Below are 26,197 nucleotides of genomic sequence, written 5' to 3'. Positions count from 1 at the left end.
CCGTCGCCGTTCCGTGCGGCCCTCACCCCGTCCGATGCGGTGAGGGCCCGTCCGGGTTGCAGTGGTCTTCGCCGGATGTGCGGAGCGCCCGGGTCGGGGCGGCGGGCCGCCGTCAGGCGGGCAGGCCGATGGCGCGTTCGCCGCTGCGGCGCTGCTGGATGACGACGGCGATCACCAGGAGGGCGCCCTGGGCGACGTTCTGCCAGAAGAAGTTGATGCCTTCGACGGTCAGTCCGTTCTCCAGGCAGCCGAGCAGGGCGACGGCGAGCAGGGTTCCGCCGATGCCGCCCTTGCCGCCCTTGAGGGCGCAGCCGCCGAGGGCGGCGGCGGTGATGGCCTTCAGTTCGAGGCCTTCGCTGCCGGAGGTGGGCTGGCCGCTGCCGGTGCGGGCGGTGAGCAGGATTCCGGCGACGGCGGCGACGGTGCCGATCAGGGCGTAGACGGCGACCAGGTACTTGTTGATGTTGATGCCGGCGAGCCGGGCGGCGGTGTCGTTGCCGCCGATGGCGTAGACGTTGCGGCCGATGTCGGTGTACTTCAGCAGCAGGTGGACGGCGAGCGCGGTGACGATGAGGATCCACACCATGACGGGCAGGCCGGCGATCTTTCCGCGGCCGAGGAAGACGAAGACGTCGTCGTTGAGGACGTAGCCCTGGGCGCGGCCGTTGGAGATCAGCTGGGCGAGTCCCTTGTAGGCGGCGAGGCCGGCCAGGGTGGCGATGGTCGGGTTGACCCGGCCGTAGACGATGACCAGTCCGTTGAGGATGCCGATGAGGACGCCCGTGCCGACGGCGGCGGCCATGCCGGCGAGGGCGTTGGAGCCCGCGGACGTGAAGGCCATCGCGCTGACGACCGAGGCGACGCCGGCCTGGGAGCCGACGGAGATGTCGAGGCCGCCGCAGATGATGACGACGGTCTGGACGACGGCGAGCAGGCCGGTGATGGTGGCGGCCTCGGCGATGACCTGGAGGTTGGAGATGCTCAGGTAGTTGTCGTTGAGTGCGCCGAAGAGGGCGAGGACGACGACCAGTGCACCGATCAGGCTGAGGTTCTGTCCGCCGACGGAGGCGAGGACCGCGGCGGGGTTGCCGCCCTTGCGCGCCCCGGTGCTGCCGGTGCTGGCCGGCGGGGTGTCGGTGGTGGTGCTCATGCGGCGGCTCCAGGGGTGGCGGGGGCGATGTCGTCGGCCATAGCGAGGCTGAGGACGGCCTCCTCGGTGGCGTCGGCGCGGTCGAGTTCGCCGGTGATGCGGCCGTTCTGCATGACGACGATGCGGTCAGCGAGGCCGAGAACCTCGGGGAGTTCGGAGGAGATGACCAGGATCGCGACGCCTTCGGCGGCGAGGTCGGCGATGATCCGGTAGATCTCGGCCTTGGCGCCGACGTCGATGCCGCGGGTCGGCTCGTCGAGGATGAGCACCTTGGGTTTGCGGGCGAGCCAGCGGGCGAGGACGACCTTCTGCTGGTTGCCGCCGGAGAGCTTGCGGACCTCGTGCTCGATGGAGGGGGTGCGCACCCGCAGCCGGTCCGTGTACTGCTGGGCGAGGTCGCGCTCGGCGGCCCGCTTGACGAAGCGGAAGCGGCGCAGGCGTTCGAGCACGACGGTGGAGGTGTTGTCGCGGATCGACCGGTGCAGGAACAGGGCCTGGGCCTTGCGTTCCTCGGGGGCGAGGCCGAGTCCGGCGCGGATCACGGCGCCGGGCCGGCCGGTGGGCAGCGGCCGCCCGTCGAGGGTGACGGTGCCGGAGTGCACGGGCAGGTCGCCGGCCAGCGCCAGGGCGAGTTCGGAGCGTCCGGCGCCGATGAGTCCGGCGAGGCCGACGACCTCGCCGGCGTGGATCCGCAGGTCGATGTCGCGGACGTCGTCGGTGGTGAGGCCGCGGACGTCGAGCACCAGGCGGTCGGTGGCGACGTGCGGGCGGGAGAACATCGAGCTGAGGTCGCGGCCGACCATGAGCCGGACGAGGTCGCCCTCGCTGGTGGCGGCGGCGTCCTGGATGCCGGCGAGCGCGCCGTCGCGCAGCACGGCGATGCGGTCGGCGAGTTGGAAGATCTCCTGCATCCGGTGGGAGACGTAGACGACGGCGACACCGTCGGCGCGCAGCCGCCGGATCAGCGCGAAGAGCGCGTCGACCTCGTGCTCGGAGAGCGAGGAGGTGGGCTCGTCGAAGGCGATGACCTTGGCCTCGCCGGTGAGCGCCCGCATGATCTCGACCAGCTGGCGCTGGGCGGGGGTGAGCTCGGAGCCGAGCAGGTCGGGGTCGAGGACCTTGTCGAAGCCGAGGCGCACGAGGTCGGCGGTGATCCGGCGGCGCAGCTCGGCCCGGTCGAGGCGGCGGCCGGCGGCCCGGGGCAGCGCACCCACGTAGACGTTCTCGGCGACGGAGACGTGCGGGATGATCTCGGGTTCCTGCGGGATGATCCGGATGCCGGCGCGGTGGGCGTCGGTCGGCGAGGCGAGCTGGACGGGTGCGCCGTCGACGAGGACGCTGCCCGCGGTGGGCCGGTGGTCGCCGGTGAGGATCTTCAGCAGGGTCGACTTGCCGGCGCCGTTCTCGCCCATCAGCGCGGTGACCCGGCCGGCGGGGAAGTCCAGGGTGACGTCCGACAGGGCCTGCACGGCGCCGAACCGCTTGGAGAGGTTGCGCACTCCGGCGCTGCCCGGGGCCGGGGCGGTGGGCGGACGGGGATCCGGCTTCTCGTCGTGGGCTCGGCTCATGGGGTCACCTTCGATTCGTGCGGGGAGGGTTCGCAGAGCTGCGCGGAGAAGGGACCGACGCCGGCCCGGCCCTCGGGCGTACCGGCATCGGCCGGCGGGGCGTCAGCTGCAGCTGATGCCGGCGGACTTCCAGGTGGTCGGGTCGACCATGGTGGTGGGCGCGAAGGCCTCCTTCGGGAAGTCCTTGCCGTTCTTGAGCTTGTCGTACATGGTCTGGACGGCCAGTGCGCCGACGTCCTTGCCGTTGATGAACAGGGCGGCCTTCATGCCGGAGGGCTTGCTGCCGCTCCAGTCCTTGCAGGCGAGGTAGGCACCGAGGCCGACGCCGATGACGTTGTCGGCGCCGATGCCCGCGTTCTCCATAGCGGTGACACCGCCCTGGACGTTCTCGTCGTTGCAGCCCCAGACGACCCAGTGCTTGACGCCCGCGTTGGCGGTGACGGTCGCGGCGATCTTGTCCTGGGCGCCGGTGGGGGTGTTGTCGGTGGCGACGTCGATGTTCTGCACCTGGGCGCCCGACCCGGCGGCGAAGGCCTCCTTGGCGGCCTTCACCCGGTCGCCGCAGACGGTGACGTCCTGCTTCCAGGCGGAGACGATCCGGGTCTCGGCCGGGTTCCAGCCGGCCTTCTTGAACTCCTCGGCGGCGCGCTTGCCGACCTCGGTGCCCATCTGTCGGCCGGAGAAGCCGATCCGGGCGACCAGGTCGTCCTTGCTGCAGGCCGCCGGGTCCGGGCCGGTGGCGCATATCTGGTCGTCGGAGGTCAGCAGCGCCACCTTGGCGTCCCGGGCGGCCTGGACGACCGACGGGCCGACGGCGGGGTCGGGCACGACGATGATGATGCCGTTGGTCTTCTGCGCGACGGCGGACTGCACCTCGCTGACGGTCTTGTTGGCGTCGTTGCCGAGGTTCACCACCTTGAGGTCGATGCCGAGTTCGGCGGCCTTGGCCTTGGCGCCCGCGGCCTCGCCCACGAAGTACTCCTGGTCGCCCTGCTTCTGCAGGTAGGTGAGCGAGATCCTGCCGTTCACCGGCGCCGTGGGGCCCGCGTCGCCCTTCAGCGACTCCTGCCCGGTGGAGCAGGCGGTGGTCAGTCCGAGGGTGAGCAGCAGGCCCGCCGCGGCGGCGGCACGGGTGGTGGTGCGGAACACGGGAGCTCCTTCGGGCATGCGCCGGCGGCGGCGCGGCGGGTGCGCTCGGGCCGTCGCAGCAGGCGTCCCGAGATCCATCAAGAACAAACACGTTCAAACGGTATGCAACATATGACACCCGTGTTGCATGGCACCGTCAAGGGGGCGGGATCGCCGAGACCAGCTTGTGACCATGGAGCGGACGGCTGCGCCTTCGTTCCGTCACCTCTCTTTCCCAGCCGACGAGTTGACGTTCCGTCCCGGTCGCGGGCCCGCGGCGCCGGTCGCGGTGCTGCCCGGACTCCGGGGCCGGCCCTGGCAGGATGACGGCATGGAACGTGTGCTTGGAATCGGTGGGTACTTCCTGCGGGCGGCCGACCCGGCGGCCATGAGCGCCTGGTACCGCGACTGCCTGGGGCTGGACGCGGACGAGCACGGCCTCTGGCAGCAGGAGGCCGGGCCGACGGTGTTCGCGGCGTTCGACTCCGGGACGGACTACTTCGGGTCCCCCACCCAGCAGACCATGCTCAACTTCCGGGTCCGCGACCTGGACGCGATGCTCGCACAGCTGCGGGCCAAGGGCGCCGACGTGTCCGGGGAGACCCAAGACATGGAGGGTGTCGGCCGGTTCGGCTGGGTCACCGATCCCGAGGGCCGCCGGATCGAACTGTGGCAACCCGCCTGAGCGGGCACCCGTGCGAGGCGGGCGGGTCCCCGGGCCGGTGGTGCGGGTGGACGGTGCGTCAGGTGGTGACGGTGGCCACGGGTTCGAGGCCGTAGGTCCGCGGGTGGCCGTTCTCGGTACCCACGAGGACATCGACCACCAAAAGCAGCGGTCCCGGAACGGGGCCTCGCGTGGTGCTCCGAGGTGGTGGGTGGCCCGGTCCGCCGGGGTCGGCGCGCCCCGGGGCCGGGTGTCGGTCGTCAGGAGAGGACGGCGGGCTTGAGGGTGTGGGCGCACCACTGCTCGAAGCGGGTGGGCGAGGTGGTGTCCGGGGTGCGGGCGGCGCCGGCGTCGAGGCCCTCGTCCTTGGCCCGCTTCATGTCGACGACGCCCTGGACGAAGGCCTCGTTGAGGCCGTACCCGACGAGGGTGGTGCGCAGTTCGTCGAGGGGCCGGCGTTCGTAGCGGACGGGCCGGCCGAGCTGTTCGGTCATGATGCGGGCCAGGTCGTTGGGCGACAGGTCCTGCGGTCCGAGGACGGGGACGCTGCCGGTGCCGGTCCACGAGCGGTCCAGCAGCAGCCGGGCGGCGGCGGCCGCGATGTCGGCGACGGCGACGAGGGGCGCCTTGCGGTCGGCGTCGACGGTGTCGGTGAAGACGCCCTTCTCGCGGATCGAGTCGCACTCCTCCAGGAGGTTCTCGAAGAAGGACGGGTTGGCCAGGGCCCGGTAGGCGGCGCCGCTGCCGGCGAGGAGGTCGTCCATGGCGAGCGAGGCGGTGACGAGGCCGGCCCGGTCGGCGAGCGGGGTGCCGCGGCCGAGCGCGGAGACGCCGACGACGTGGCCGACGCGGTGGGCGGCGAGCGCCCCGACGGCGGGGAGGGTGAATCCGCTCCAGGTGTCGTACGGGGTGAGGGTGGCGTCCGGGGGGACGAGCCAGAAGACGGCGTCGGCACCGTCGAAGGCCCGGTCGAGGACCGCGGGGTCCGCGTGCGAGCCGGTGACCACGTCGACGCGTCCGCGTGCCGCCTCCGGCAGCCGGGCGGGATCGCGCACGATCACGCGCAGGTCCTCGCCCGCGGCGGGCGCGGACTCCAGGAGCCGGGCGAGCAGGTGGCGGCCGATGTTCCCGGTGGGAGCAGTAATGACGATCATGAAGTCCTCGCAGGTCGTACGGGTGGGGTACGTCCTTCATCCTGCTGAGGTGCTCCTTGATGCCACAATGGGAACTTCGGCATGGAATCATTGCTCGGAATGGAATGATGCTGGTGAACAGCCCGGATCCGGTCATCGACGCCAATCTCGCCATCGCGTTGGACGCGCTGCTGGCCGAGCACAGCGTGACCCGCGCCGCCGCGCGTCTGCACACCTCGCCCGCCGCGATGAGCCGCACCCTCGCCCGGCTGCGCCGCGTCCTGCAGGACCCTCTCCTGGTCCGGGCCGGTCAGACCATGGTTCCCACCCCGCGCGCCGAGGCCCTGCGCGAGGAGGCCGCCGCGGTGGTGCGCAGCCTGGGTGCGCTGCTCGGCCCCGGTGCGGGCGTGGACCCCGCGGGGCTCCGCACCACCTTCACCCTCCAGGCCGCCGATCTGGTCGGCGCGGCGCTGGCGCCCGGGCTGCTGCGGCTGGCGGGGCGGGAGGCGCCGGGGGTCTCGTTCCGGATCCGGGCCGAGGAACTGGAGGCGGGACCGGCGCTGCGCGACGGCCGGATCGACCTGGAGGTCGGCTCCATCGACCACGTGGACCCGGAGACCCGGGTCGAGCAACTGGTCGGCCTCCGCATGGTCGCGGCCGTCCGGCCCGGACATCCGCTCACCGAGGGGCCGCTGACCCCGGCCCGGCTCGCCGCCGCGGAGCACGTCGTGGTCAGCCGTCGCGGCCGGTTCACCGGCCCCCTCGACACCGCGCTGGCCGAGCTCGACCTCCGCCGGCGGGTGGGCGTCGTCCTCCCGGGCCACCTGGCCGCGATGGCCCTCGCGGCCCGCAGCGACGTCGTCTGCCTGGTGCCCGCCGCGCTCCCCGGCGCAGCGCCCTCACCCCTCACCCACGACGCCGTCGCCCTCGGACTGCACCTGCTCGATCTCCCGCTGTCCCTGCCGCCGGTCACCATCGGCATGGCCTGGCACCCCCGGCACACGGCCGACGGGGGCCACCGCTGGCTCCGGGACGCCGTCCGCCGGGTCCTCCGTCCGCCGGCTGCCGCGCCGGGGGCCGCCGTGGCGGACGGGGCCGACGCCGGATAGGCCGCGGAGGAGCGGCCGGGCGGAGCCGGTCCCGCCGCGGGTGGCGGGACCGGCCGGGGTTCCGGTCAGACGCAGGTCAGCTGGGGTGCGGCCCAGTCCGCGTGGTCGTAGGTGTTGCCGTTGTCGGCGGCTCCGACCTCCAGGGTCAGTTCGTAGGCGCCGGTGAGCGGGGCGTCGAGGTGGACGGCGCCGCCGGCGCCGGTGACCGTGCCGCTTCCGGCGACCTTCACTCCGTCGGCGAGGACCTGGAAGGTGACCGAGCCGTTGGAGCCGACCTCGTCGTCCACGCCGGCGTCGGTGCTGAGGGCGGTGCACCGGCCGCCGAGGTAGTAGGTGACGGTGGAGGTGGCGTGGGCGCCGAGGCCCTTGGCGTAGGCGGTGCCGCCGACGGTGAGGGTCCGTCCGTCACCGGCCGCTGCCTCGCCGTTGCTGCGGTCGCGCTCGACCGGGCCCCAGCCGTTGAACGCGGCGGTCCAGGCCAGGTCGCTGAGGGCGTGGGTGCCGGCCGAGGGTGCGTTCCCGCAGCCGATGCGGGCGCCGGCCCAGTCCGCGTGGTCGTAGTCCTTGCCGTCGCCGGCGTCGGTGACGACGAGCCGCAGGTCGCTGCCGCCGGTGAGGTCGGCCGTCAGCCGCAGGGCCGGATCGGTGCCGCGGCGGATTCCGCTGTCGGCCACCAGGGTGTTGTCGCGGTAGACCTGGAAGACCGCGGATCCGTTGCTGCCGGCCTCGTCGTCGATGCCGACGTCGACCACCAGCCCGGTGCAGGTGCCGCCGAGGTGGTAGCGGACGTCCGAGCCGGCGTGCACGCCGAGGCCCTTGGCGTAGGCGGTGCCGCCGACGGTGAGGGTCCGTCCGTCACCGGGCGCGGTCTCGCCGTTGCTGTGGTTCCGTTCGACCGGCCCCCAGGCGTTGGCGGGCGCGGTGGACCAGGCCAGGTCGCCGAGCCAGTGGAGTCCGGAGGGCAGCGCGGTCGGCGCGGCGGGCGTGACCCGGAACATCACCGTGCCGTGCGAGGGGACGGCGGCGCTGATCGCGCCGGTCGTGGTGGTGGTCTGCTTGGACCAGAGGTCCTTGAGGGTGTACGAGGCGGCGCCGCCGATGCCGGCGGCCGCGGCGGTCGTGGCGACCGTCCTGGTGGCGGCGGTCTCGTTGGTCAGGGTGACGGCGCGGCTGCCGTCGGCGAGCGGCTTGCTCATGACGACCAGTCCGTCGCCGGAGGAGACCACGGCGCCCTGCCGGCCGAGCGGGTCCTGGTCCACGGCGATGACGTCGGCGTTGGTGAGGATCGCCATGGTCGCGGCGCCGGCGGTGCGCAGGTCGGAACCGATCAGCAGCGGCGCGGCCATCTCCGCCCAGAGGCTGAAGTGGGTGCGGTACTCGGTGTCCGTCATGCCGCCGTTGCCGACCTCCAGCATGTCGGGGTCGTTCCAGGCGTTCGGGCCCGCGTAGGGGGCGAGGGCCTGGTTCTCGTGCGCGATGGAGATCATGCTCGACCAGGAGTCGGAGATGTCGCCGGTGGTCCGCCAGGAGTTGCCGGTCTCCTGGGCCCACGTCCAGGGCCGGCTGCTGCCCCACTCGCAGATGCTGTAGAGGATGGGGCGGCCGGTGGCCTTCAGGGCGTCGCCCATCGCCTTGTACCGCTGCTTCGCGTCGACGCCCTGGTTGTTGCAGTTGTCGTACTTCAGGTAGTCGACGCCCCAGGACGCCCAGAGGTTCGCGTCCTGCTGCTCGTGGCCGAGGCCGCCGGGGAAGCCCAGCGCGTCGCAGGTCCTGGTGCCGGCGCTGGAGTACAGGCCGAACTTCAGCCCCTTGGCGTGCACGTAGTCGGCGACCGCCTTGATGCCGTTCGGGAAGCGCACCGGGTCGGGCACGAGGTTGCCGGCGGCGTCGCGGGTCGGCATCGCCCAGCAGTCGTCGAGGTTGACGTAGGTGTAGCCGGCCGCCTTCAGCCCCTTGGAGACGAAGATGTCGGCGATGCCCTTGACCATGGCCTCGTTGAACTCGGCCCGGCAGTGCGTGGAGTTCCAGTTGTTGAACCCCATCTGCGGGGTGACGGCCTGGGAGTTCTGCAGCGCGGCGGCCGGGGCTGCGCCCGCCACCGCAAGGCCGACCACCGCGGCGGCGCCCAGGGTGCCGCCGCCGCACAGCATGGCCAGGGTGGTGGCCACTCCGACGGCCCTGTGTCGGATCTTGTGGGGGATCAGGGTCATGCATGGCCTCCGGGACGCGATCAGCACACAAAAGCACTGAATCCAACGGAATCGAGCAGTCCCGAGCGTCGGCCCGTTGACTCCCGGTTGTCAAGAGAATCGGCGGCCCGCGAATGGACTTCACCAGCCTTGCTGCACATGGAAGTTGGCCGGTTATCGACTAGGTTCCGCCGCCCCTGCGGCGGCCTCGCGCGGATCGCCGTGCGACCTGACGGCCGGTCAGCGCGTTGTGAAAGATGCCGAACCGGCACAGCTTTCCTCAGGGGGATTCCATGAACGACTCCGCTTCCGTGCGCCGCGCCCCGCTCCTCGGCGCGGCGGCCGTCTCGCTCCTGTTCGCACTCGCGGCCTGCGGCTCGCCCGAGCCCGCGCCCGGCCGGGCGGAGCCCGCTCCGGCGCGTTCGTCCGTGGCGGCACCGGCCGCTCCGTCCGCTCCCGCATCCGGCAGCGCCCCGGCTCGTCCGACCGGCGCCCCGACCGTGGCGGCGGCTGCGGCGGGCGGCACATGCGGCGCTCCGGCCGGCGCGGCCTGGGTGTTCGTGTCCTCGGCCGCGAAGACCGCCGACGGCGGTGCCGACCTCGTCGTCTCCGACACCAAGGTGACGTGCAGCCCCGACGGGCTCGACCCGGTGGTGGAGGGCGCCGGCGGGACGGGGGTGAGGACGCTGCACCTCGTCGCCGGCGCGGCCGTCCACCTGCTCAGCCCCGACAACTGGCCCGCCGCCGCGACCCCCGCGGACCTCACCGGCCTGTTCGCCGCCCATGCCGCGGGCCGCTCGGGCACGGGCGCCCTGGGCTGGAAGGGCAACGTCTTCACCGTCCGCGTCGACGGATCGGGCCGGATCGGCTTCCTCGGGCAGGGCCCCTGGTCGACGCTCAACACCGCACCGCCGAAGTGACCCGGCGGCGGGCGGGTGGTGCCGGTCAGTCGTCGTGCACGGGCAGCAGTCCGCGTTCGGCGAAGACCCGCTTCGCGGCGAGGGTGGCGTTGATCGCCTTCGGGAACCCGCAGTAGGCGGCCGCGTGGAGCAGCGCCTCGACGATCTCCCGGGCCGTCAGGCCGACGTTGAGGGCGGCGTGGACGTGCACCTCGATCTGGGGCTCGCAGCCGCCGAGTGCGGTGAGCATGCCGAGGGTGAGGAGTTGGCGGTCGCGGGGCGGCAGGGCGGGCCGGGAGTAGATCTCGCCGAACCCCCAGGCGGCGATCTGGTGCGCCATCTCCGGGGAGACGTCCGAGAGTGCGGCCACCACCCGCTCGCCCGCCTCGCCGTCGATCCGGGAGAGCACCTCCATGCCGCGTTCGAACCGGGCCCGGCGGGTGCGTCCGTTCGTGCTGTCGGTCGTGCTGTCGGTCGTGCCGTCGGCTGTCATGGGGGCTCCGTGTCGTCGGGTGGTCGTTCACGCGGTCGCGGGCGCCGTGCCGCGCGGCCGAGCCCGGCCCCGCGACCACGCGGCCGCGCCGACGAGCAGCGCCGTTCCCAGCGCGTACGCCGGCAGCCAGCGGGTGGTCGTCGCCGCGAGGCAGTCGTCGACGGCCTCCTGCCCCTGCTTCTGCTGCGCGCGGGCGAGCGCTGCGGCATCACGGTCGGCGAGGTCGCCGAGGGCGGCCTGCGCCTGCAGGCTCTGGTACCGGCCGGACTGCACGCAGGCCCGCCGGGTCCCGGGCATCGGGAAGAGCCAGTCCCAGCGCTGCAGTGCGGGCGCGAGCGCCAGTGCCACGCAGAGGCCGACGACCAGCGAGTACGCGGCCAGGCTCCACCGGTAGGCGCTCCGGCGGCCGGGCGTGGGCTCCGGCACCCGGCCGAAGGAGAGGACCACCGCGAGCAGCGTCACCCCGAGGTAGGTGGAGAACCACTGCCAGGAGCCCTCCGCGAGCGAGAACGCCAGCACCACGCCGAGGGCCGTTCCCAGCACACCGGCGCCGGCGGCCGGCCGCTCCCCGCCGGCGGTTCGGTCCACGCCCCCGGTTCGGTCCGCGTCCCCGGTTCGGTCCGCGTCCCCGCCCACCCGGCGGCCGCCGGGGCTGCGTACACCCACCTGCACTCTCCTGCCTGCCGCCGGACCTCCAGACTGCTACGGCCGCCCGCCCGGGCACCGGCACCACACCAGGAGCGCCCCCGGCTCCCACCCGCCCGGCCCAGCCCTCCGGACCGTGCCCGCCGACCGGCGACGGGGGACGGCCGCCGCACCTGCGCGGCGGCCGTCCCGGCCGAACGGTGCGGGCGGTCAGCCCTCGAAGCCCCGCTCGTTCGTCACCTCGAGGTTCCGGAAGACCGGCGGCCCGTCGCAGAGCGCCGCGACCTGCGCCGCGAACTCCCCGGTCTCCGGGCGCCGGGAGTTCTCCATGGCCTGCTCGTAGGAGGGGAACTCCACGATGTTCAGGTACGTGTTCTCGGCGTCGCGGTCCTTGGCCTGCACGGCTCTGGTGGCCACCCGGTTGCCCTCGTTCTTCTCCACCCAGGCGTCCAGCAGGGCGTTGAACTCGTCGATCCGACTCGTCTTGTACTCGATGATCTGAATGAACGTCACGTACGGCCTCCTCGACTCGGCGGACGGTGGCCGTCCGCCCGTCCAGCGTCCCCCCGCCACCGGCGTGCCGCAAAGGCAGACGGGTGTGCGGCCGGAGTGCGCCAGCGCCCGCCGACGGCTGGCGTCCGGCGGACGCGCCGCACGGGTCGGCCGTCTCAGGCGAGGGTCAGCAGGCTGACGGCGAGCGCGGCGACGCCGAGACCGGCGAGTTGGCCGCGGTGGATGCGTTCGCCGAGCACGGCACGGGCGAGCAGGACGGTTCCGGCCGGGTACAGGGCGGTGATCACGGCGACGACGGTGAGGTCCCCGCTGCGGACGGCGAGCAGGAACAGCAGGTTGGCCACGGAGTCCAGGACGCCGGCGCCCGCGGACATCGCGTAGGCCGGCCGTTCGGTGCCGAGCCTGCGGCGGAGCAGGCCGGCCGCGGCGAGGACGACCGCGGAGGAGACCGCCCGTCCCACGATCAGCGGGGCGACGCCGCTGTCGTTCGGCGCCTGGTGCAGGAAGACCAGTTGCAGGGCGATGGCGGCGCCGGCGCCGAGGGCCAGCAGCAGGGCGGCCCGGGAGGGGCGGGCCGCGCCGGTCCCGGGGCCGGCGCTGACCAGGACGACCGCGAGCAGGGCGAGCGGCAGGCCGAGGACTCCGGCGGCGGTCAGGTGCTCGCCCTGCAGCAGGCCGACCGCGACCGGCAGGGCGGCGGAGACCAGGGCGGTCACCGGGGACAGCACGTTCATGGGGCCGATCGCCAGGGTGCGGTAGAGCAGGGCGAACGCGGCGGCCGAGGCGACGCCGGAGGCGGCACCCCACCCGACGGCGCCGGGGCTGAACGTGGCGCCGAGCACCGGCCAGAGCAGCAGTTCGACGGCGAGCGAGGCGGGGGCCGCGATCAGCACGGTGCGCAGCACGTGGGCCTTGCGGGAGCCGAGGCCGCCCAGGAAGTCGGCGCAGCCGTAGGCGAGGGAGCTGCCGAGGGCGAGGAGCAGAGCGATCACGGTTCATTCCCTACGATGCCAGTGGAACGACTGGAACGTACATCGGATCGACCGGTATGGTCCAATGGAGTGATCTCGCAGTGCACCCTGTTGGCCCGAGCGAGGGGATCCCGAACGAGGGGATGGTGACCAGGTGGCGGACGCGACCGAGGCTCTGCGGACGGTGGCGCACAACGTCCGGGCGGCCCGCACGCGGGCGGGCCTGTCGCTGGACGAGCTCGGCCGGCGCGCCCGGGTGAGCAAGGGCGCCCTGGTCGCCCTGGAGAAGGCCCAGGGCAATCCCAACCTGGCCACCCTCGTCCGGCTCGCCGACACCCTCGGCATCTCGGTGTCCGACCTGATGCAGGGACCGCCCGAGGGCCGGGTGCGGATCGTCTCCGCCGACGCCGCGGCGGCGCTGTGGACGGGTGAGCGCGGGGGCGAGGCCCGGCTCGTCCTGACGACCTCGGGCCCGGCCCCGGTCGAGGTGTGGCGGTGGCGCCTGGAGCCGGGCGAGGAGTACGCCAGCCACCCGCACCGGGCGGGCGTCGTGGAGACCGTCAGCGTCACCGCCGGGCGGATGACGCTGGTCGTCGACGGCGCCGAGCACACCGTCGAGGCCGGGCAGACCGCCACCTTCGACGGCGACACCGCCCACGCCTACCGCGGGGCGGGCACCGGCCCCTGCACCCTGGTCATGACCGTCCACCTGCCGCCCGGCCCAGGGCCCCTGACCTGACCCGCCCCGGCCCGGACGGGCGTCACGGCCGTCCACACCCGCAGGCCACCACCCCTTTGGACCTTCGATAGAAAGGCACTCATCAGTGAACACCAAGTAAATGAAAGCAACTGCGCCTGGATGGGTGTAGAATCTGAGATGCGAGGGCGGCCTCCAGGACCGGCATCACGGTGATGCCCACAGCCGCCCACCAAGGGGGAGACCACCATGGGTTACCAGCTCGATGCGGCACGCGCGACGATGGACGAGCGGCTCCGCCAGGCCGAGCAGCACCGACTCGCCCGCGCGGCCCAGCGCAAGAACCGCACCGCCGCCCACGCCGAGGCCCGCAAGGCCTGACGCCGACACCCCGTCCCCCGACGACGGCAGGTGCCCCCGGGTCCGCCCGGGAACGAATGACGAGGTCCCGCCCGGTCCCGACGACCGGACGGGGCCTCTGTGTCTCTCCGCCGTGTTCTCCGCGGCGGGCGCTCAGCGCGCTCCGTGCGGTCGGCGGACTCCTTCCACCGGGTCTCAGGCGCGGCCCGGGCGGCCCGCCTCGGCCGCACGGGCGCGGTACTCGGCCGCGTCGGCGGTGAAACCGTCCTGCTCGGCGAGCCGGGCGGCGCAGGAGAAGTGCTCGGCGGCCTCTGCGGGCCGACCCAGCCTCAGCAGGGCCTGCCCGCAGAGGTCGGTGAGCATCGCCCGGCGGGCCGGGACCTGCTCCGCCGGGGCGAGGTCCAGTCCGTGGCGGGCGAGCGCGAGCGCCTCCGCGGGGCGCCCGTCGTTCAGGTGGTGGCGGGCCAGGTGGTACGTGGTGAGCATGTGCGTCTGCGGACTGCCGGCGTCGCGGGCCAGCAGCTGCGCCCGCTCGTATCCGCGGCCGGCCCGGGCGGGGTCGCCGAGCCGGTCGTGCAGCTGGGCCAGGTTGGCGGTGGCGATGGCCTCGCCCTCGGTGTCACCCGCCCGCCGGGCGAGGTCCGGGGCGGACTCGAGGTGGCGGGCCGCCTCCTCGTGCCGGCCCTGCTCCGTCAGCACCCAGCCGAGCAGCGTCCTCACCCGGGACTCCGCGTCGGCGTCCCCGAGTGCGACCGCCGAGTCGAGCGCGCGTCCCAGCGGCGCGTCCCACTGCACCTCGGGCTGCTGCACCACCAGGGGCCACAGCAGGACGGCGAGGCGCCACGCCCGGTCGTGGTGGTGCGCGTCGGCCGCCGCCCCGACGGCCGCGACCAGCGTGCTCCGCTCGGTCGCGTACCAGGCCATCGCAGCGGCCCGGTCCGCGAAGTCCGCTTCCACAGCCGGCCGGTGGACGTCCGCGGGGAGCGCGCAGCAGGGCTGACTGCCCGCGACGGCGGCCCCGGAGGCGGCCAGGGCGCCGCACAGGTAGTGGTCGAGGAGCGGCAGGATGCGCCGGGGGTCGGGGGCGGGGCGCAGCGTGCGCGCGTACAGCCGGACCAGGTCGTGCAGGGCGTACCGGCCGTCCGCCCGTTCCTCCAGCAGGTTGGCGGCGACCAGCCGTTCCAGCGCCGCCCAGGTCTCCCCCGGTGCGGCGGCGGGCAGCGCGGCCGCCGCACCGAGGTCGATGTCGGGGCCGAGGTGGTGGGCCAGCAGTCCGAGGAGCTCGGCGGCGGCGGCCGGCAGCTGGGCGACACCGGCCCGCAGCACCGAGGCCAGGTCGAGGTCCCCGGCTGCGAGCAGGGCGAGCCGCTGCCGTTCGTCGTGCAGTTCCTCGGCGGCTCGGCGCAGCGGCCGCTCCGGTCGCAGCGCGAGCCGGGCGGCGGTCAGCCGCAGGGCGAGCGGCAGGCCGTCGCAGAGCCGGACCAGGTGCGCCACCGCGTCGGGTTCGGCGGCCACCCGGTCCGCGCCGAGCACACCCGCGAGCAACGCGGCGCCCTCCTCGGGCCCCAGACGGTCGATCAGCAGCGGCCGGGCGCAGTCGCCGGCGATCAGGCCCTCCAGCCGGTCGCGGCTGGTGACCACGGTCGCGCAGCCCGCGGCGCCGGGCAGCAGCGGCCGCACCTGGCCGTGGTTCAGCGCGTCGTCGAGGACGACCAGCACGCGGCGGTGACGGAGCAGGGTGCGGTAGAGGCTCTCCGCGGCGACGGGGTTGCGGGGGACGTCGTCGGGCCGGATGCCGAGGGCGACGAGGAAGTCCCGCAGGACGAAGACGGGGTCGGCGGCGGGCACGGTACCGGCGAAGCCGCCGAGCCGGGCGAAGAGGACTCCGTCGGGAAAGGCGTGGGCGGCGTGCTGTGCCCAGTGGGCGACCAGGGCGCTCTTGCCGACGCCGGCCGGCCCGGTGACCAGGCAGACGGGGGCGTCCGCGGGTGCGGCCAGGACGGCGTCGAGCGCGGCGAGTTCGCGCGGCCGGCCGGTGAATCCCGCCGGGCTGCGGGGCAGCAGGAGCGGGGGCGGCGCGTCGGCGGGCCTGGCGGGGCCGGCGGGGGCTTCGGTCTGCCTGGCGGGGCCGGCGGGGGCTTCGGTGTGCTCGCCGGAGCCGGGGCCCGTGCCGGAGCTGGTGCCGGAGCCGGTGCCCGCTGTCGCACCGGGTGCGGCGAGGATGCGGGCGTAGGCGCCGGTCATGGCGGGGCCCGGGTCCACGCCGAGTTCGTCGGCCAGCCGCCGGGCCGTGTCGTGGTAGAGCGCGATGGCGGCGGCCTGCCGGTCGGTGGCGAGCAGGGCGTCGAGCAGCGGGGCGACCAGCGATTCGCGCAGCGGGTGCCGGCCGGCGGGGCCGCGGAGCAGGCCGACGGCCTCCTCGGCGAGGCCGGCAGCGGTCAGGGCCTGGCCGAGCTCCTCGACGGCGATGAGCCGGGATTCCTCCAACTCGGCCGCCAGGGAGGCGATCAGCGGGGTGGGGCGGAGTCCGGCGAGGGCGGGTCCGCGCCAGAGCCGCAGGGCACCGCGCAGCACGGGCACGGCGGACGCGGGTGCGCCGCGGTGGTGGCGCCGGGCCTCCTGGACGCCGGTGCGGAAGCGGCGGGCGTCGACCCGGTCGGCCGGGGTTCGCAGCAGGTAGCCGTCGCCGGCCGTCACGATCGCGGCGCGGCCGGTCGGGTGGAGCTGTCGGCGCAGCTGCGAGATGTGGCCCTGGACGGCGGTCCTGGCGTGGGTCGGCGGCCGCTCGTGCCAGAGGGCCTCGCCCAGCCGGTCGGTGGTCACCAGGGCGCCGTCGGCGAGCAGCAGCATCGCGAGGACGGTGCGTCGTTTCGGCGGCCCGAGGTCGACGCCCGTTCCGTCGCAGTGCGCCTCCACCGGGCCGAGCAGACGGAAGTCGAGCAACGCGTTCTCCCCACGGTTCGTCCGCTGAACGGTGGGGAGCTACCCGACTTGACCGTGTTCATACACGTGCCCCCGATCACACCGGGCGATCGGGGGCACGGGCACCACGGGGCTGCTACATGTGGGCGTTGACGACGTACCAGAAGTAGGCGGTCGCCGCGGTGACGGCGACGTTCGCCGCGTTCAGCGCGAGGTAGCGGCCGGTGACGCGGTTCCGCAGCGCGACGGTGCCGCCCGGGCCCGCGACCGCCGTCCAGTCCCAGGTGCCGCCCTGGCCCCAGTTCGCCTCGACGGCCCCGTTGTCGTCCTGGAGGCTGCCGCCGAAGTCGACGTTCTGGAGCTCGACGGTCCCGTCACCGGCGACCCGGGCGGTCCACAGCGCGTGGTGGTACTGGTTGCCGTACCAGAGCCTGCTCGCCCGGGCGACGATGCTGTTCCAGCCGACCTCGCCCAGCCACTGGTCGGGCGCGTGCTGCGGCGCGAGGACGTAGTGCTGGCCGTCGCTGATCGCCGACAGCGCGGCCGGGCCCTTGGCCGGCACACCGACAGCGTTGCTCGTGGTGGCGGCGGTGGCCGCGGTGGCGGCCCCGGCGGTACCCAGCGGCAGGAGGGTCGCCGCGGCGAGTGCGGCCGCGGCCAGCGCCCGGGTGCCGGGCGGGGTGCGCAGGATGCGGGTCATCGGCTCAGCCCTTCCGCACGGTGAAGGCCACGTAGGCGTTGTCGCCACCGCCGCCGTCACGGCTGCAGGTGTAGCCCTCCGGCACGTCGCAGCCGTACTTGTTGCTGCCGGAGTACGGGTTGTCCCACCAGATCGAGACGTTCCCCACCCCGTACATGTTGTAGACGGCCCGGCCCTCCGTGCCGGTCATGAAGCCGTTCGACTCCGACTGCCAGGCGCCGTTGGACATCGGGTACACCGCGTCCGGCGGCAGCATGTTCTCCGTCCACGTGCCGTGCTGCAGGGCGGAGGACGTGCGCTCCAGCACCGACGTCGTGCGGTTCTGCAGCGCCACGTGGGTGCTCCTGGCGGCCGCCTGCACGGCCGGGGCCTGCCGCTCGGCGGCGGCGGCCGCGAGGGCCGGGCTGCCGCCGAGGGTGAACGCCACCGAGGCGTTGTTCCCGCCGCCGCCGCTCCACGAGCAGGTGTAACCACGCGGAACGGAGCAGCTGTACGAGTTGCCGCCCGCGTACGGGTTGTTCCAGTGGATCACCGCCTCGCCGCCCGCCAGCTGGTAGCGCGCCTCGCCCTCGGTCCCCGTCATGAAGCCCGAGGAGTGCGAACCCCAGTACGCCGTCGCGGCGTGCCCGACGGACTCCGGCGGGGTCGAGTCGTCCCAGACCCCGTGCGAGAGCCCGCTGTAGTTCCGGTAGATCACGTCCGCGGTGCCGTTGTACAGCGAGACGCTGGTGCTGCGCGCCGACCGCAGCGCAGCCGGCCCCTCGGCGGCCCCCTGCCCGCCCGCGGCCACCGCCGCCGGCGCACCCGCCAGCACGACCGCGCTCACCGCCGCCACGACGGCCGCTCCCCCGACCCCACGCATCGCCCCTGCGCCGCGCCTGCCGGCACTCCCCTTGCGGAACATCACGCCTCCTCGTCGACCGCCGCTCCGTACGGCGTGGTCCCAAGGTCGACGGCACCGCTAACGCTCCACTACCGAACGGCTGTCGGACCGCCCACGGGGCCGTCCCGGTGACCCGATGAAGCCGGCGAGCCCGGTGCCTGTGCCTGCGCCTGCGCCTGCGCCCGGTCGTTCACCGGGCGGGTCAGGAGGCGCCCGCAACGGGCCGATCGCCTCCCGGAAGCCGTCGAGCGCGATCAGCACGCCGTTCCGTATCCACCGTGCTCCTCTCCGAGGACCCGCACCACACCGATCAACACCGTGACCCGGTCCGACCGGGCGTCAGCCGAGGGCGCTACGAGCGGTGGCAGGCCTTGGCCTCGAACTCCGCGACGGGGACGGTCACTGCGGAGGCGTGACCGGCGACCGAGAGGTCGATGTAGCGGACGTTCCCCGGCGTGAGTTGGTCCCGGTCGGCGAGGGTGAAGGAGACACTGGCCGAGGACCAGGAGTTGTCCTTGGTCCAGCCGTAGAGCGTGTAGTTGGCCCCGGCGGTGAGCGGAGCCGAAGGGCCCGTCGCCACCCAGCCCGCCGCAGGCGAGTCGAGGGTCCAGGTGGTGAGGCCCGGCTGGAGGGCCTGGTCCGCGGTCCACGATGCGACCCTCTTGTCGGGGTCGGCGCTTCGCACGTAGAGGGACGCCCCGTCGATCCGGTGTCCGCAGACCATCATGACGCCGAGCAGATGGCCGTCACCGCTCACGGAGATGCCCGCGACGGCATCGACGGGAACCGTGCACCCCGAGGTCGCTGCCAGGGCCGCCCCCACACCGACCGCGCAGACGAAGCGCCGGAACACCGGCTGTGAACCGCCCGACCGCATCATGATGAGCTCCCTGCTCGGCGTAGTTGAGACCCCCGGCCCCTCGCCGACGGGGCGGGCGGCACGAATGCGGTCACCCGTGGATCATCGGTTCCCGCAGTCCGATGGAGCATCCGGCTGCCGCGGGCCACAGCGTAGACCCTGCCCGGCTGCGGCCGACCCCGAGGGCCTGACGGCGCAACTGGCGGCCCGACTCCATCGGTCCAACCTGCGCCGACGACACCAAGCCCACACCCCCACGTATCGACAACAGGCCCGACAACGGCTGCGACCATGAAAGGCCGGTCCGCAGCGAGATCCTGCCGCCGGGCCTCCGCGGCCCTGGGCACCCGACGCGCGGCCCGGGGTGATCCGATCATGGAGCCCGCTGCGCCCTTGTCCGAGGAAGAGCTGTCCGCGATCGAGCGCCGCGTGGCCGCCGCCACTCCGGGTCCGTGGGTCGGCTGGATGGAGAGTCGGCACGGAATCGGCGGGACGAGCTTCATCCAGCTCCGCGCCGGCGAGGAGGAGGACGACGAGTTCTACCTGACGCGCGCCACCGGCGGCCGGACCGTCGTCGGCGCGGATGCCCAGACCGACGCCGACATCAAGTTCATCGCCGAGGCCCGCCAGGACGTACCCCGCCTGGTCGACGAAGTACGACGTCTGCGCCTAGCCCTGGCGCGAGCGCATATGTCCGACTGACAGACTTCGGCATGGACGGTGCACGGAATCCCGGCACAGTCCGGTACTGGGCCGCACTGGCACTGCAAGGGATGCAGGCACCCGAGGTCCGAGCCGCACTCGAACGGCTCACGACGGACGGGGAGGCGATCGTGCGCGATGCTGCGCGCCAGGCCCTCGCACCGCCGACCACGTGGTTCTGAACGGCTCCTGGCCTCGATCGTTCGTGACGGTCCGCCGGTCCGTCCGGCGGGCCGTTTCGGCTGTTCGGGCCGGCGGCGGGCGGGCCTGCGGCCCGGCTGTCGCGTCGAGGGGGCGCCGGGTCCCACGGCACCGGTCCCGGGAGGGCTCGTCGAGGCGGGGCGTTCTGTGTGATCAAGCGCCGGACGAGCCGCGCGTGAAGGCCCGAGGCTGGTCGGGGGCGGAGATCAACGACCGCTCAGTGGCGTGCGGCAGGTCTGGACGTCCAGAACCATGGTGTCCGAATTGCCGCTGCGCCCGACCCGGGTGAAGCCGAGGGCGGTGTAGAGGTGCACGGCGGGGTTGCCGTCCTCGACGCTCAGGCTGAGCCGGGCGACCGGGACCGGTCGCTCGGCGGCGGCCCGGATCAGCGCTTCCATCAAAGCCCGGCCGTGTCCACGGCCGCGGTGTTCGGGCAACAGGCCCAGGGTGAGCTCGGGAACGTCCGCAGCGACGAAGCCGTATCCGGGCTCGCTCTCGGGAAGGTGCCGCGCCCAGGCCGCGCCGATCGGTTCGCCGGCGCCGGTCTCTGCGACGACCCCGAAGTCGTCCCTGCGGGGCCAGCCGACGAGGTAGCCCGCGGCGTTCGGCTCAGCGGCGAGCTGCTCGGCGGTGAACCGCTGCTCGCCGTTCCAGTTGTACGCCTCCAGCAGGATGCGCCAGAGGAAGTCGGCGTCACCGGCGACGGCGGGGCGGACGAACATCGACGTCCTTCGGATCGGGAGCGGTGCGGGCCGACCGACGATAGGTCGCCGTCCACGGATCGGCAACAAGTTTTGTCACGGGACGTCTGCGGTACCGGTCGATCCCTGTAGAGCTACCGGGAACCTTCGGGGGCCGACGCCTCGACCGGCGGCCACCCGCAGATCACCCGGGCATCGTCTTCAGGTACCGGAGTTGTCGACGAACCCCACGATGTCGAGGTATTCGATTGTGGGCGGGGCGCCGTAAATCCCCGTCACCATCTCGACGAGTTCCTCCGTGAAGAAGGCGCGGGCCTTGTCCTCGTCGTCCCAAACGTAGAAGTTCCTTGCGTGGACGCCGTCTTCGTCGAGCATGAAGCTCTTGAAGCGAAGGCCGGCCATGCCTTCGAACGGTCCTCGGAGTTCGCCGGCGATCTTTGCGACGGTTGAACGATCGAACTTTTCGGTCTGCGTGAAAGTCACGAGCACGCCGATCATCGGGCTTCCTATCGATTGGGTGAGCAGCGGGCGATCGAGTGATGCCAGAGGCGGATCCTAATACGCCGGGCCGGGAATTCTCGGCCGTTGGGCAGCGAGTCGGGCTTTTCGCACTCGCCTGCTGGACACGTTGACGGGTGACCGGTCCGTTGGGGCTGCGCCGGCAGTTCGAAGGCGCGATCCGGCGGCCGACTCGATCACGGAACGACCGGAAGGGCGTTGCGAGTGACCGGAGTTGTCCGAGCAGGGGGCATTTCGGTCGATGCGGGCGGGGGTGGACCCGACGACCCTAGGATGCGGTCTCGTGGCCGGGAGAGGCCACGGTGCGCCGACGGGCGGGAAGGCTCGGGGAGCCCCGCACCGGCCGCACACCACCCCCGGAAAGGTGATCGGTGGCCCCGCATTCGCAGAATCCTCCGTCGCGCGGCGGCAGGCCGCCGCGCAAGCAGGCCCCGGCCGGCAGGAAGCAGCCCGCCGGGTCGGGCGGCTCCGCCAAGTCGGCGAAAGCCGCCAGGTCCGCCGGGTCCGCCACGTCCGCCCGGAGTGCCCCGCCGCCGCAACGGCGGTCGGCGTGGAGCTCCCGGCAGGAGGAGGAGATGGAGTTCCTGGGCCGGCTCATCCGGGCGAGCGCGTGGCCGGAGCAGCAGTACAAGCGGCTGTTCAAGCGGCTCCCGGTGCCGGGGCGCGTCGCCATGCTCCTCGCGACGGCGGGCGCCCTGTACTGGCTGTTCGAGTCCGGCGTGTGGGTCCCGCTGCTCGTCCTGGGCGTTGCCGCCTTCGTCGTGACGGTGATCGTCCACGAGACGCGGATGGAGCGGAAGTACCCGACGCCCCGCAGTCTCCTCACGCCCCGCGACGACCGCCCGAAGCCGCGGCGCAAGCCCTCCGACGACGACGCCTGGTGGGACGAGATGATGGCCCGGCGCCAGCGCGACGAGGAGCCGAGGATCTTCTGACGGGGCATCGCCGGCGACGGGGGTGCACGGTCAGCGCGCGGCGGTCTCCTCGGGGGCGGGGGTGGTGAGGACGCCGTACAGCATGAGGTCCAGGGTGGTGAGCAGTTCGTCGGTGAGGGCGCCGGTGGGGTCGGTGGGGCGTCCGCACCAGCGGTAGAGGGTGCCGAGGTAGAGGTCGCGCAGGGCGTTGCCGATCTGTTCGGCGGCGATGCCGGCGCGGAGCTCGCCGCGTTCGAGGCCGGTGGCGGCGATCTGGGCGAAGAGGTCGGCGAGGTAGGGCTCCTCGACCAGGGGGTGGCCGGCGCGGACCCAGGCCATCAGCATGGCGCCGGTCTCCTTCTGGTGCTCCTCGCTCATCCGGCCGAGGGTGGTCATGCAGCGGCGCAGCCGTCCGGCGGCGGTGTCCATGTCGGGGCCGTCGTCGACGAGCGCGGTGGTGAGGGCGGCGCGGCGCTTCTCGCCCCAGGTACCGAGGAGGTCCTCCTTGCGCTGGAAGTAGTTGAAGAAGGTGCCGCGGGCGACGTCGGCGCGTTCGGCGATCTCGTCGATGGAGGTCTCGTCGTAGCCCTGCTCGGTGAAGAGGGCGAGGGCCGCGTCGTAGAGGCGCTCCTTCATCCTGATCTTGTTGCGCTCCCGCCGGCCGAGCGGGGCGGCGGTCTGGTCGGCCGGGGCGGCCGGGGCGGCCTGGGTGGTGTTCACCGGTGTCTCCGATCTGCTGGGTGGGATCGGGGAGGCATCCTCCCCGCAGGTCGATGCACCACAGTTTAACTATGTTTTGCAGTCAAAATTGGAAGGTTGCCCATCGCTTCCCTTCTCCGTGGTGCCTGGGGGTCGTGGCCTGCGGGCGGGCGACGTTGGCCGCCCGCAGGATCGACCGGGGTTCGGTCAGGGCATCGTGGCGAGGATGCCGTTGAGGCTCTCCGGTCCGAGCAGGCGGCCCGCGGTGAGGTCCAGTCCCCAGTCGGTGCGCAGGTGGGCGCGGAGCTGGGTGGCCATCAGGGAGTCCAGGCCGAGGTCGCGCAGGGGGCGGCGGCGGTCGAGCTGGTCCTCGGGGATCTCCAGGACGCGGGCGACGCGCTGGACGAGGGCCTCGGCGGCCGTCGCCGCGGAGCGGGACCGCTCGGGGCCGGCACCCATCGGCGCGTGCCCGCTCGGCGCGGGGCCGTGGCCGCTCGGCACGGGGCCGGCGGCCACGGTCGGCGGCGCGGCATCGACCACGACGGGTGCGGTGCGGGCGTGCCCGCGCCCGGCTGGGGGCAGCAGCCGGGAGCGGACCGCGGCGAGGGAGGAGGCCAGCCGCTGCGGCGGGCGGTGGTCCAGGGGCCGCAGGTCGATGTCGAGGAATTCGGCGAGCACGGTGCCGTCGGCGCCGAGGAAGATCACGTCGCCGCGGGCGGTGCGGCCGCCCGGGGCGGGCCGCACCCGGCAGAGCGACCAGAACTCCTCCGTGAGGTCCCCGTGCATCCGGACGGTGCCGAAGGCCAGCGGGGTGTAGGCGGTGCGGGCCGGGTACGCGGCGATCAGCGCGAGCAGGCCGGACTCCCAGGCCGCGCCGCGGGAGGCGGCGGGGGCGGGACGCAGCCGGGCGGCGGCGTGGCCGCCGCGGCGCCAGACGTGCTGGACGGCGCGGAACCCGGCGCCGATCCCGATGCCGTGGCGTTCGGCCTCGGTGTGGAACCCGGCGGCGGACAGGTAGCCGTGGTGGCGGCCGAGGACGGCGTCCAGGAGGTCCCGGCGGTTGGGCGGGTCGGCGGGGCCGACGGGGCACAACCGGCCCTCGGCGCACGGCTCCAGGGGCCCGTCGGCGCCGCGGCGGGCCTGGACGAGGACGGGGCGGACGCCGTCGGGCCCGGGCCGGCCGAGGGTGACGCGCAGGACGGTGTGCGGCAGGTCGTCCAGGGTGAGGGCCGCGCTGCCGAGCCGAATCCCGGTGAGGGCGAACCGGGTGTCGGGGACGGCGGCGCGGGCGGTGTCGAGGACGGCGTCCAGGTAGACGGTGGGCACGATCGGGGCGATGCCGTGGACGGTGACGCCGGTGCCCCGGTCGCCGACGCCCCACTCCCCGAGCGCCGCCTCGCGGACGTACGGGGCGGTGTCGCCGGTCGTCACGGCGGTGCGGGTCGGGGCGGCGGTCTCGCGGCGGAGTTCGGCGGTGTCCCACGGGTAGGCGGGCAGGTCGAGGACGGGCGGCGGGGTGCCGTACCAGCGGAGCCAGTCGACGGCCGCGCCGTGGGCGAAGGCCCGGCCGACGGCGTCGAGGAGTGCGGCGGCCTCGTCGCAGCCGCGGCGCAGGGTGGGCAGGCAGGTGCCGTCGGCGCCGCTGTCGCGGAGGGTCTCCTCGACGGCCGCGGCGAGCACGGGGTGGGGGCTGACCTCGACGAAGACGGTGCCCTCGGCGGCGAGCCGGCGGACGGCCTCGGTGAGGCGGACGGGCTTGCGGAGGTTGTCCTGCCAGTACTGCGGCAGGAGTTCGTCGCCGCGGACGGGGGCGGCGAGCACGGTGGACATCAGCGGGGTGCGGGCGGGGCGCGGGGCGAGGCCGTCGAGGGCGGCGACGAGGTCGGTGGCGATCAGGTCCATGTCGGGCGAGTGGGAGGCCACTTCGACGCGGACGGTGCGGCAGAGCACGTGCCGTCCCTCCAGGTCGGCGCTGATCGCGGCGATCGCCTCGGGCGGTCCGGCGAGGACGGTCGCGTTCGGGGAGTTGTCCGCGGCGACGCAGACGGCGGCGGACTCGGGCCGGGAGGCGAGGTAGTCGCGTGCGGCGTCCGCGGAGAGTTCGACGGCGAGCATGGCACCGCGCCCGGCGAGGCGGCGCATCAGCCGGCTGCGGCGGCAGATGACGGCGGCTGCGTCGGTGAGGGCGAGGGCGCCGGCCGTGCTGGCGGCGGCGATCTCGCCCATGCTGTGGCCGAGGCAGACGTCCGGGGCGAGGCCGAGGTCGGTGAGGGCGGCCGCGAGGGAGACGCCGACAGCCCAGAGCGCGGGCTGCACCCGGTCGATGTCGGTGGGCAGTTCGGTCGCCCGGGTGAGCAACTCGGTGACGGACCAGCCGAGTTCGTCGTGGATCGCGGTGTCGCAGCGGGCCATGGCGGCGGCGAAGGCGGGTGAGGCGGCGAGCAGGCCGCGGCCCATGCCGAGCCACTGGGAGCCCTGGCCGGGGAAGACGAAGGCGGTGCGGCGCGGGCCGGTGAAGCCGGCCTCGGCGATGCCGCCCTCGGCCAGGGTGTCGCCGGCGGCGAGGCGGCGCAGCCGGGCGGCGAGGGTGCGGTGGGTGTCGGCGCGGACCCAGAGCCGGTGGGGGTGGGCGTCGCGGCGGAGGGCGGCGACGGCGCACAGCTCGCGCAGTGCCTGGTCACGGCCGGGGCCGTCGAGGTGGTCGGCCCAGGCCCCGGCCAGCAGGGTGAGCGAGCGACGCGAGCGGGCGCTGAGCACAAGCAGGTGTTCGGCGTTCTCCGGCACGGCGGCTCCGGCGGTCCGGGCGTTCTCCGGCGCGGCGGCTCCGGCGGTCCCGACCGTCGCGGCGCTCTCCGGCACGGCGGTCGTGGGCGCGGCGGCCCCGGCGGTCGTGGGCGCGGCGCGGGGCCGGTGTTCGCCGACGACGACGTGCGCGTTGGTGCCGGAGATGCCGAAGGAGCTGACGCCGACGAGGGCGCGGTCGCCGGATGCGGTGAGTCCGGTGTTGCGGGTCACCACGCGGACGGGCAGGCCGTGTTCGGCGATCACCGGGTTGGTCCGGTGGCAGTGCAGCGAGGCCGGGACGGTGCCGTGGCGGACGATCAGGACGGCCTTGATGAGGCCGGCGATGCCTGCGGCGGACTCGGCGTGCCCGATGTTGGTCTTCACCGAGCCGGTGGGCAGGGGGCGGTCGGCGGGCCGGGCGGTGGCCCGGGCGAGGGCCCGGAGTTCGACGCCGTCGCCGACGGCCGTTCCGGTGCCGTGGGCCTCGACGTAGTCGAGCTGCCGGGGTTCGATGCCGGCGGACGCGCAGGCGGCGCGGAGCATGTCGACCTGGCCGTCGACGGCGGGCTGGAGCAGCAGGCCGCTGCCGCGTCCGTCGTTGTTGACGGCGCTGCCGAGGATGGTGGCGAGGATCCGGTCGCCGTCGCGTTCGGCGTCGTCGAGGCGCTTGAGCACGACCACGCCGACGCCGTCGCTGCGGAGGGAGGCGGCGGCGGCGGGGGGGGCGGGGGGGGGGGGGGGGGCTGGGCGCCGGGGACGCCGACGGTGCGTCCTGCGGTGGGAGCTCCGGCGGG

At 74.1% G+C, this 26,197-nt stretch carries 24 protein-coding genes; 7 read left to right on the top strand and 17 right to left on the bottom strand.

What is annotated here, in order from left to right:
* Positions 1-112: 112 nt before the first annotated feature.
* The 3 genes from ABD353_RS13360 to ABD353_RS13350 form a co-directional block, all read right to left on the bottom strand.
* Complete coding sequence (locus ABD353_RS13360; protein WP_344623772.1) at positions 113-1,150, bottom strand: ABC transporter permease; 1,038 nt, start codon at positions 1,148-1,150, stop codon at positions 113-115.
* On the bottom strand, positions 1,147-2,718 hold the full coding sequence (locus ABD353_RS13355; RefSeq protein WP_344623771.1) for a sugar ABC transporter ATP-binding protein: 1,572 nt from the start codon (positions 2,716-2,718) through the stop codon (positions 1,147-1,149). The genes ABD353_RS13360 and ABD353_RS13355 overlap by 4 nt, the downstream gene beginning before the upstream one ends.
* Before the next feature lie 102 nt (positions 2,719-2,820).
* Positions 2,821-3,867 carry a substrate-binding domain-containing protein gene (locus ABD353_RS13350; RefSeq protein ID WP_344623770.1) on the bottom strand — a complete coding sequence of 349 codons (1,047 nt, stop codon included), beginning with the start codon at positions 3,865-3,867 and terminating at the stop codon, positions 2,821-2,823.
* A gap of 310 nt (positions 3,868-4,177) precedes the next feature.
* On the opposite strand from ABD353_RS13350, the gene ABD353_RS13345 reads away from it, so the two are divergent.
* Positions 4,178-4,531 carry a VOC family protein gene (locus ABD353_RS13345; protein WP_344623769.1) on the top strand — a complete coding sequence of 118 codons (354 nt, stop codon included), beginning with the start codon at positions 4,178-4,180 and terminating at the stop codon, positions 4,529-4,531.
* 239 nt (positions 4,532-4,770) lie between these two features.
* Here the strand turns inward: ABD353_RS13345 and ABD353_RS13340 are convergent, their stop codons facing one another.
* Positions 4,771-5,664 carry an NAD(P)H-binding protein gene (locus ABD353_RS13340; RefSeq protein WP_344623768.1) on the bottom strand — a complete coding sequence of 298 codons (894 nt, stop codon included), beginning with the start codon at positions 5,662-5,664 and terminating at the stop codon, positions 4,771-4,773.
* A 104-nt stretch (positions 5,665-5,768) separates the two neighbouring features.
* Between ABD353_RS13340 and ABD353_RS13335 the strand changes: the two genes are divergently transcribed.
* Complete coding sequence (locus ABD353_RS13335) at positions 5,769-6,752, top strand: LysR family transcriptional regulator (protein ID WP_344623767.1); 984 nt, start codon at positions 5,769-5,771, stop codon at positions 6,750-6,752.
* A 65-nt stretch (positions 6,753-6,817) separates the two neighbouring features.
* Here the strand turns inward: ABD353_RS13335 and ABD353_RS13330 are convergent, their stop codons facing one another.
* Entirely contained in the window at positions 6,818-8,962 is a 2,145-nt protein-coding gene (locus ABD353_RS13330) for an NPCBM/NEW2 domain-containing protein (RefSeq protein ID WP_344623766.1), read from the bottom strand.
* 272 nt (positions 8,963-9,234) lie between these two features.
* On the opposite strand from ABD353_RS13330, the gene ABD353_RS13325 reads away from it, so the two are divergent.
* Complete coding sequence (locus tag ABD353_RS13325) at positions 9,235-9,861, top strand: hypothetical protein (RefSeq protein ID WP_344623765.1); 627 nt, start codon at positions 9,235-9,237, stop codon at positions 9,859-9,861.
* 25 nt (positions 9,862-9,886) lie between these two features.
* On the opposite strand, the gene ABD353_RS13320 is transcribed toward ABD353_RS13325, so the two are convergent.
* The 4 genes from ABD353_RS13320 to ABD353_RS13305 all read right to left on the bottom strand — a co-directional run bounded on the left by ABD353_RS13320 (position 9,887) and on the right by ABD353_RS13305 (position 12,483).
* The gene (locus tag ABD353_RS13320) at positions 9,887-10,333 is read right to left on the bottom strand and encodes a carboxymuconolactone decarboxylase family protein (RefSeq protein WP_344623764.1); all 447 of its coding nucleotides are present in this window, start codon (positions 10,331-10,333) and stop codon (positions 9,887-9,889) included.
* 27 nt (positions 10,334-10,360) lie between these two features.
* Positions 10,361-10,921 carry a hypothetical protein gene (locus tag ABD353_RS13315; RefSeq protein WP_344623763.1) on the bottom strand — a complete coding sequence of 187 codons (561 nt, stop codon included), beginning with the start codon at positions 10,919-10,921 and terminating at the stop codon, positions 10,361-10,363.
* A 267-nt stretch (positions 10,922-11,188) separates the two neighbouring features.
* On the bottom strand, positions 11,189-11,491 hold the full coding sequence (locus ABD353_RS13310; protein ID WP_344623762.1) for a hypothetical protein: 303 nt from the start codon (positions 11,489-11,491) through the stop codon (positions 11,189-11,191).
* Between the two features lie 155 nt (positions 11,492-11,646).
* Complete coding sequence (locus tag ABD353_RS13305) at positions 11,647-12,483, bottom strand: EamA family transporter (RefSeq protein WP_344623761.1); 837 nt, start codon at positions 12,481-12,483, stop codon at positions 11,647-11,649.
* Between the two features lie 133 nt (positions 12,484-12,616).
* Here ABD353_RS13305 and ABD353_RS13300 point away from each other — a divergent pair, with 133 nt between their 5' ends.
* Positions 12,617-13,201, top strand: a complete 585-nt coding sequence (locus ABD353_RS13300) for a helix-turn-helix domain-containing protein (protein WP_344623760.1) — start codon at positions 12,617-12,619, stop codon at positions 13,199-13,201.
* 207 nt (positions 13,202-13,408) lie between these two features.
* Positions 13,409-13,540 carry a hypothetical protein gene (locus ABD353_RS13295; protein WP_344623759.1) on the top strand — a complete coding sequence of 44 codons (132 nt, stop codon included), beginning with the start codon at positions 13,409-13,411 and terminating at the stop codon, positions 13,538-13,540.
* A 174-nt stretch (positions 13,541-13,714) separates the two neighbouring features.
* Here the strand turns inward: ABD353_RS13295 and ABD353_RS13290 are convergent, their stop codons facing one another.
* The 4 genes from ABD353_RS13290 to ABD353_RS13275 form a co-directional block, all read right to left on the bottom strand.
* Positions 13,715-16,462, bottom strand: a complete 2,748-nt coding sequence (locus ABD353_RS13290; protein ID WP_344623758.1) for an AfsR/SARP family transcriptional regulator — start codon at positions 16,460-16,462, stop codon at positions 13,715-13,717.
* Positions 16,463-16,577: 115 nt separating this feature from the next.
* Positions 16,578-17,141, bottom strand: a complete 564-nt coding sequence (locus ABD353_RS13285; RefSeq protein WP_344623757.1) for a hypothetical protein — start codon at positions 17,139-17,141, stop codon at positions 16,578-16,580.
* A 4-nt stretch (positions 17,142-17,145) separates the two neighbouring features.
* Entirely contained in the window at positions 17,146-17,976 is an 831-nt protein-coding gene (locus ABD353_RS13280; RefSeq protein ID WP_344623756.1) for a Crystal protein ET79, read from the bottom strand.
* Between the two features lie 400 nt (positions 17,977-18,376).
* Positions 18,377-18,781 carry a hypothetical protein gene (locus ABD353_RS13275; protein ID WP_344623755.1) on the bottom strand — a complete coding sequence of 135 codons (405 nt, stop codon included), beginning with the start codon at positions 18,779-18,781 and terminating at the stop codon, positions 18,377-18,379.
* A 495-nt stretch (positions 18,782-19,276) separates the two neighbouring features.
* On the opposite strand from ABD353_RS13275, the gene ABD353_RS13270 reads away from it, so the two are divergent.
* Entirely contained in the window at positions 19,277-19,585 is a 309-nt protein-coding gene (locus ABD353_RS13270; protein WP_344623754.1) for a hypothetical protein, read from the top strand.
* 407 nt (positions 19,586-19,992) lie between these two features.
* Here ABD353_RS13270 and ABD353_RS13265 read toward each other — a convergent pair whose 3' ends face one another.
* Positions 19,993-20,508: a GNAT family N-acetyltransferase gene (locus ABD353_RS13265; protein ID WP_344623753.1), complete on the bottom strand. Its 516-nt coding sequence runs from the start codon at positions 20,506-20,508 to the stop codon at positions 19,993-19,995.
* 180 nt (positions 20,509-20,688) lie between these two features.
* Positions 20,689-20,985, bottom strand: a complete 297-nt coding sequence (locus ABD353_RS13260; RefSeq protein WP_344623752.1) for a hypothetical protein — start codon at positions 20,983-20,985, stop codon at positions 20,689-20,691.
* 596 nt (positions 20,986-21,581) lie between these two features.
* Between ABD353_RS13260 and ABD353_RS13255 the strand changes: the two genes are divergently transcribed.
* On the top strand, positions 21,582-21,941 hold the full coding sequence (locus tag ABD353_RS13255; RefSeq protein ID WP_344623751.1) for a hypothetical protein: 360 nt from the start codon (positions 21,582-21,584) through the stop codon (positions 21,939-21,941).
* Between the two features lie 30 nt (positions 21,942-21,971).
* On the opposite strand, the gene ABD353_RS13250 is transcribed toward ABD353_RS13255, so the two are convergent.
* Positions 21,972-22,640: a TetR/AcrR family transcriptional regulator gene (locus ABD353_RS13250; protein WP_344623750.1), complete on the bottom strand. Its 669-nt coding sequence runs from the start codon at positions 22,638-22,640 to the stop codon at positions 21,972-21,974.
* A gap of 186 nt (positions 22,641-22,826) precedes the next feature.
* Entirely contained in the window at positions 22,827-26,084 is a 3,258-nt protein-coding gene (locus ABD353_RS13245) for a type I polyketide synthase (protein WP_344623749.1), read from the bottom strand.
* Positions 26,085-26,197 lie beyond the last annotated feature (113 nt).

Source organism: Kitasatospora arboriphila, assembly GCF_039528095.1.
Lineage (GTDB): Bacteria > Actinomycetota > Actinomycetes > Streptomycetales > Streptomycetaceae > Kitasatospora > Kitasatospora arboriphila.
This window is presented reverse-complemented; position numbering and strand designations above follow the sequence as displayed.

What these genes read in the sequence shown, in the direction of transcription:
- ABD353_RS13360 (WP_344623772.1), bottom strand. Translation starts at nt 1,150, where the DNA reads ATGAGCACCACCACCGACACCCCGCCGGCCAGCACCGGCAGCACCGGG.
- ABD353_RS13355 (WP_344623771.1), bottom strand. Translation starts at nt 2,718, where the DNA reads ATGAGCCGAGCCCACGACGAGAAGCCGGATCCCCGTCCGCCCACCGCC.
- ABD353_RS13345 (WP_344623769.1), top strand. Translation starts at nt 4,178, where the DNA reads ATGGAACGTGTGCTTGGAATCGGTGGGTACTTCCTGCGGGCGGCCGAC.
- ABD353_RS13340 (WP_344623768.1), bottom strand. Translation starts at nt 5,664, where the DNA reads ATGATCGTCATTACTGCTCCCACCGGGAACATCGGCCGCCACCTGCTC.
- ABD353_RS13335 (WP_344623767.1), top strand. Translation starts at nt 5,769, where the DNA reads ATGATGCTGGTGAACAGCCCGGATCCGGTCATCGACGCCAATCTCGCC.
- ABD353_RS13330 (WP_344623766.1), bottom strand. Translation starts at nt 8,962, where the DNA reads ATGACCCTGATCCCCCACAAGATCCGACACAGGGCCGTCGGAGTGGCC.
- ABD353_RS13325 (WP_344623765.1), top strand. Translation starts at nt 9,235, where the DNA reads ATGAACGACTCCGCTTCCGTGCGCCGCGCCCCGCTCCTCGGCGCGGCG.
- ABD353_RS13320 (WP_344623764.1), bottom strand. Translation starts at nt 10,333, where the DNA reads ATGACAGCCGACGGCACGACCGACAGCACGACCGACAGCACGAACGGA.
- ABD353_RS13295 (WP_344623759.1), top strand. Translation starts at nt 13,409, where the DNA reads ATGGGTTACCAGCTCGATGCGGCACGCGCGACGATGGACGAGCGGCTC.
- ABD353_RS13285 (WP_344623757.1), bottom strand. Translation starts at nt 17,141, where the DNA reads ATGACCCGCATCCTGCGCACCCCGCCCGGCACCCGGGCGCTGGCCGCG.
- ABD353_RS13265 (WP_344623753.1), bottom strand. Translation starts at nt 20,508, where the DNA reads ATGTTCGTCCGCCCCGCCGTCGCCGGTGACGCCGACTTCCTCTGGCGC.
- ABD353_RS13260 (WP_344623752.1), bottom strand. Translation starts at nt 20,985, where the DNA reads ATGATCGGCGTGCTCGTGACTTTCACGCAGACCGAAAAGTTCGATCGT.
- ABD353_RS13255 (WP_344623751.1), top strand. Translation starts at nt 21,582, where the DNA reads ATGGAGTTCCTGGGCCGGCTCATCCGGGCGAGCGCGTGGCCGGAGCAG.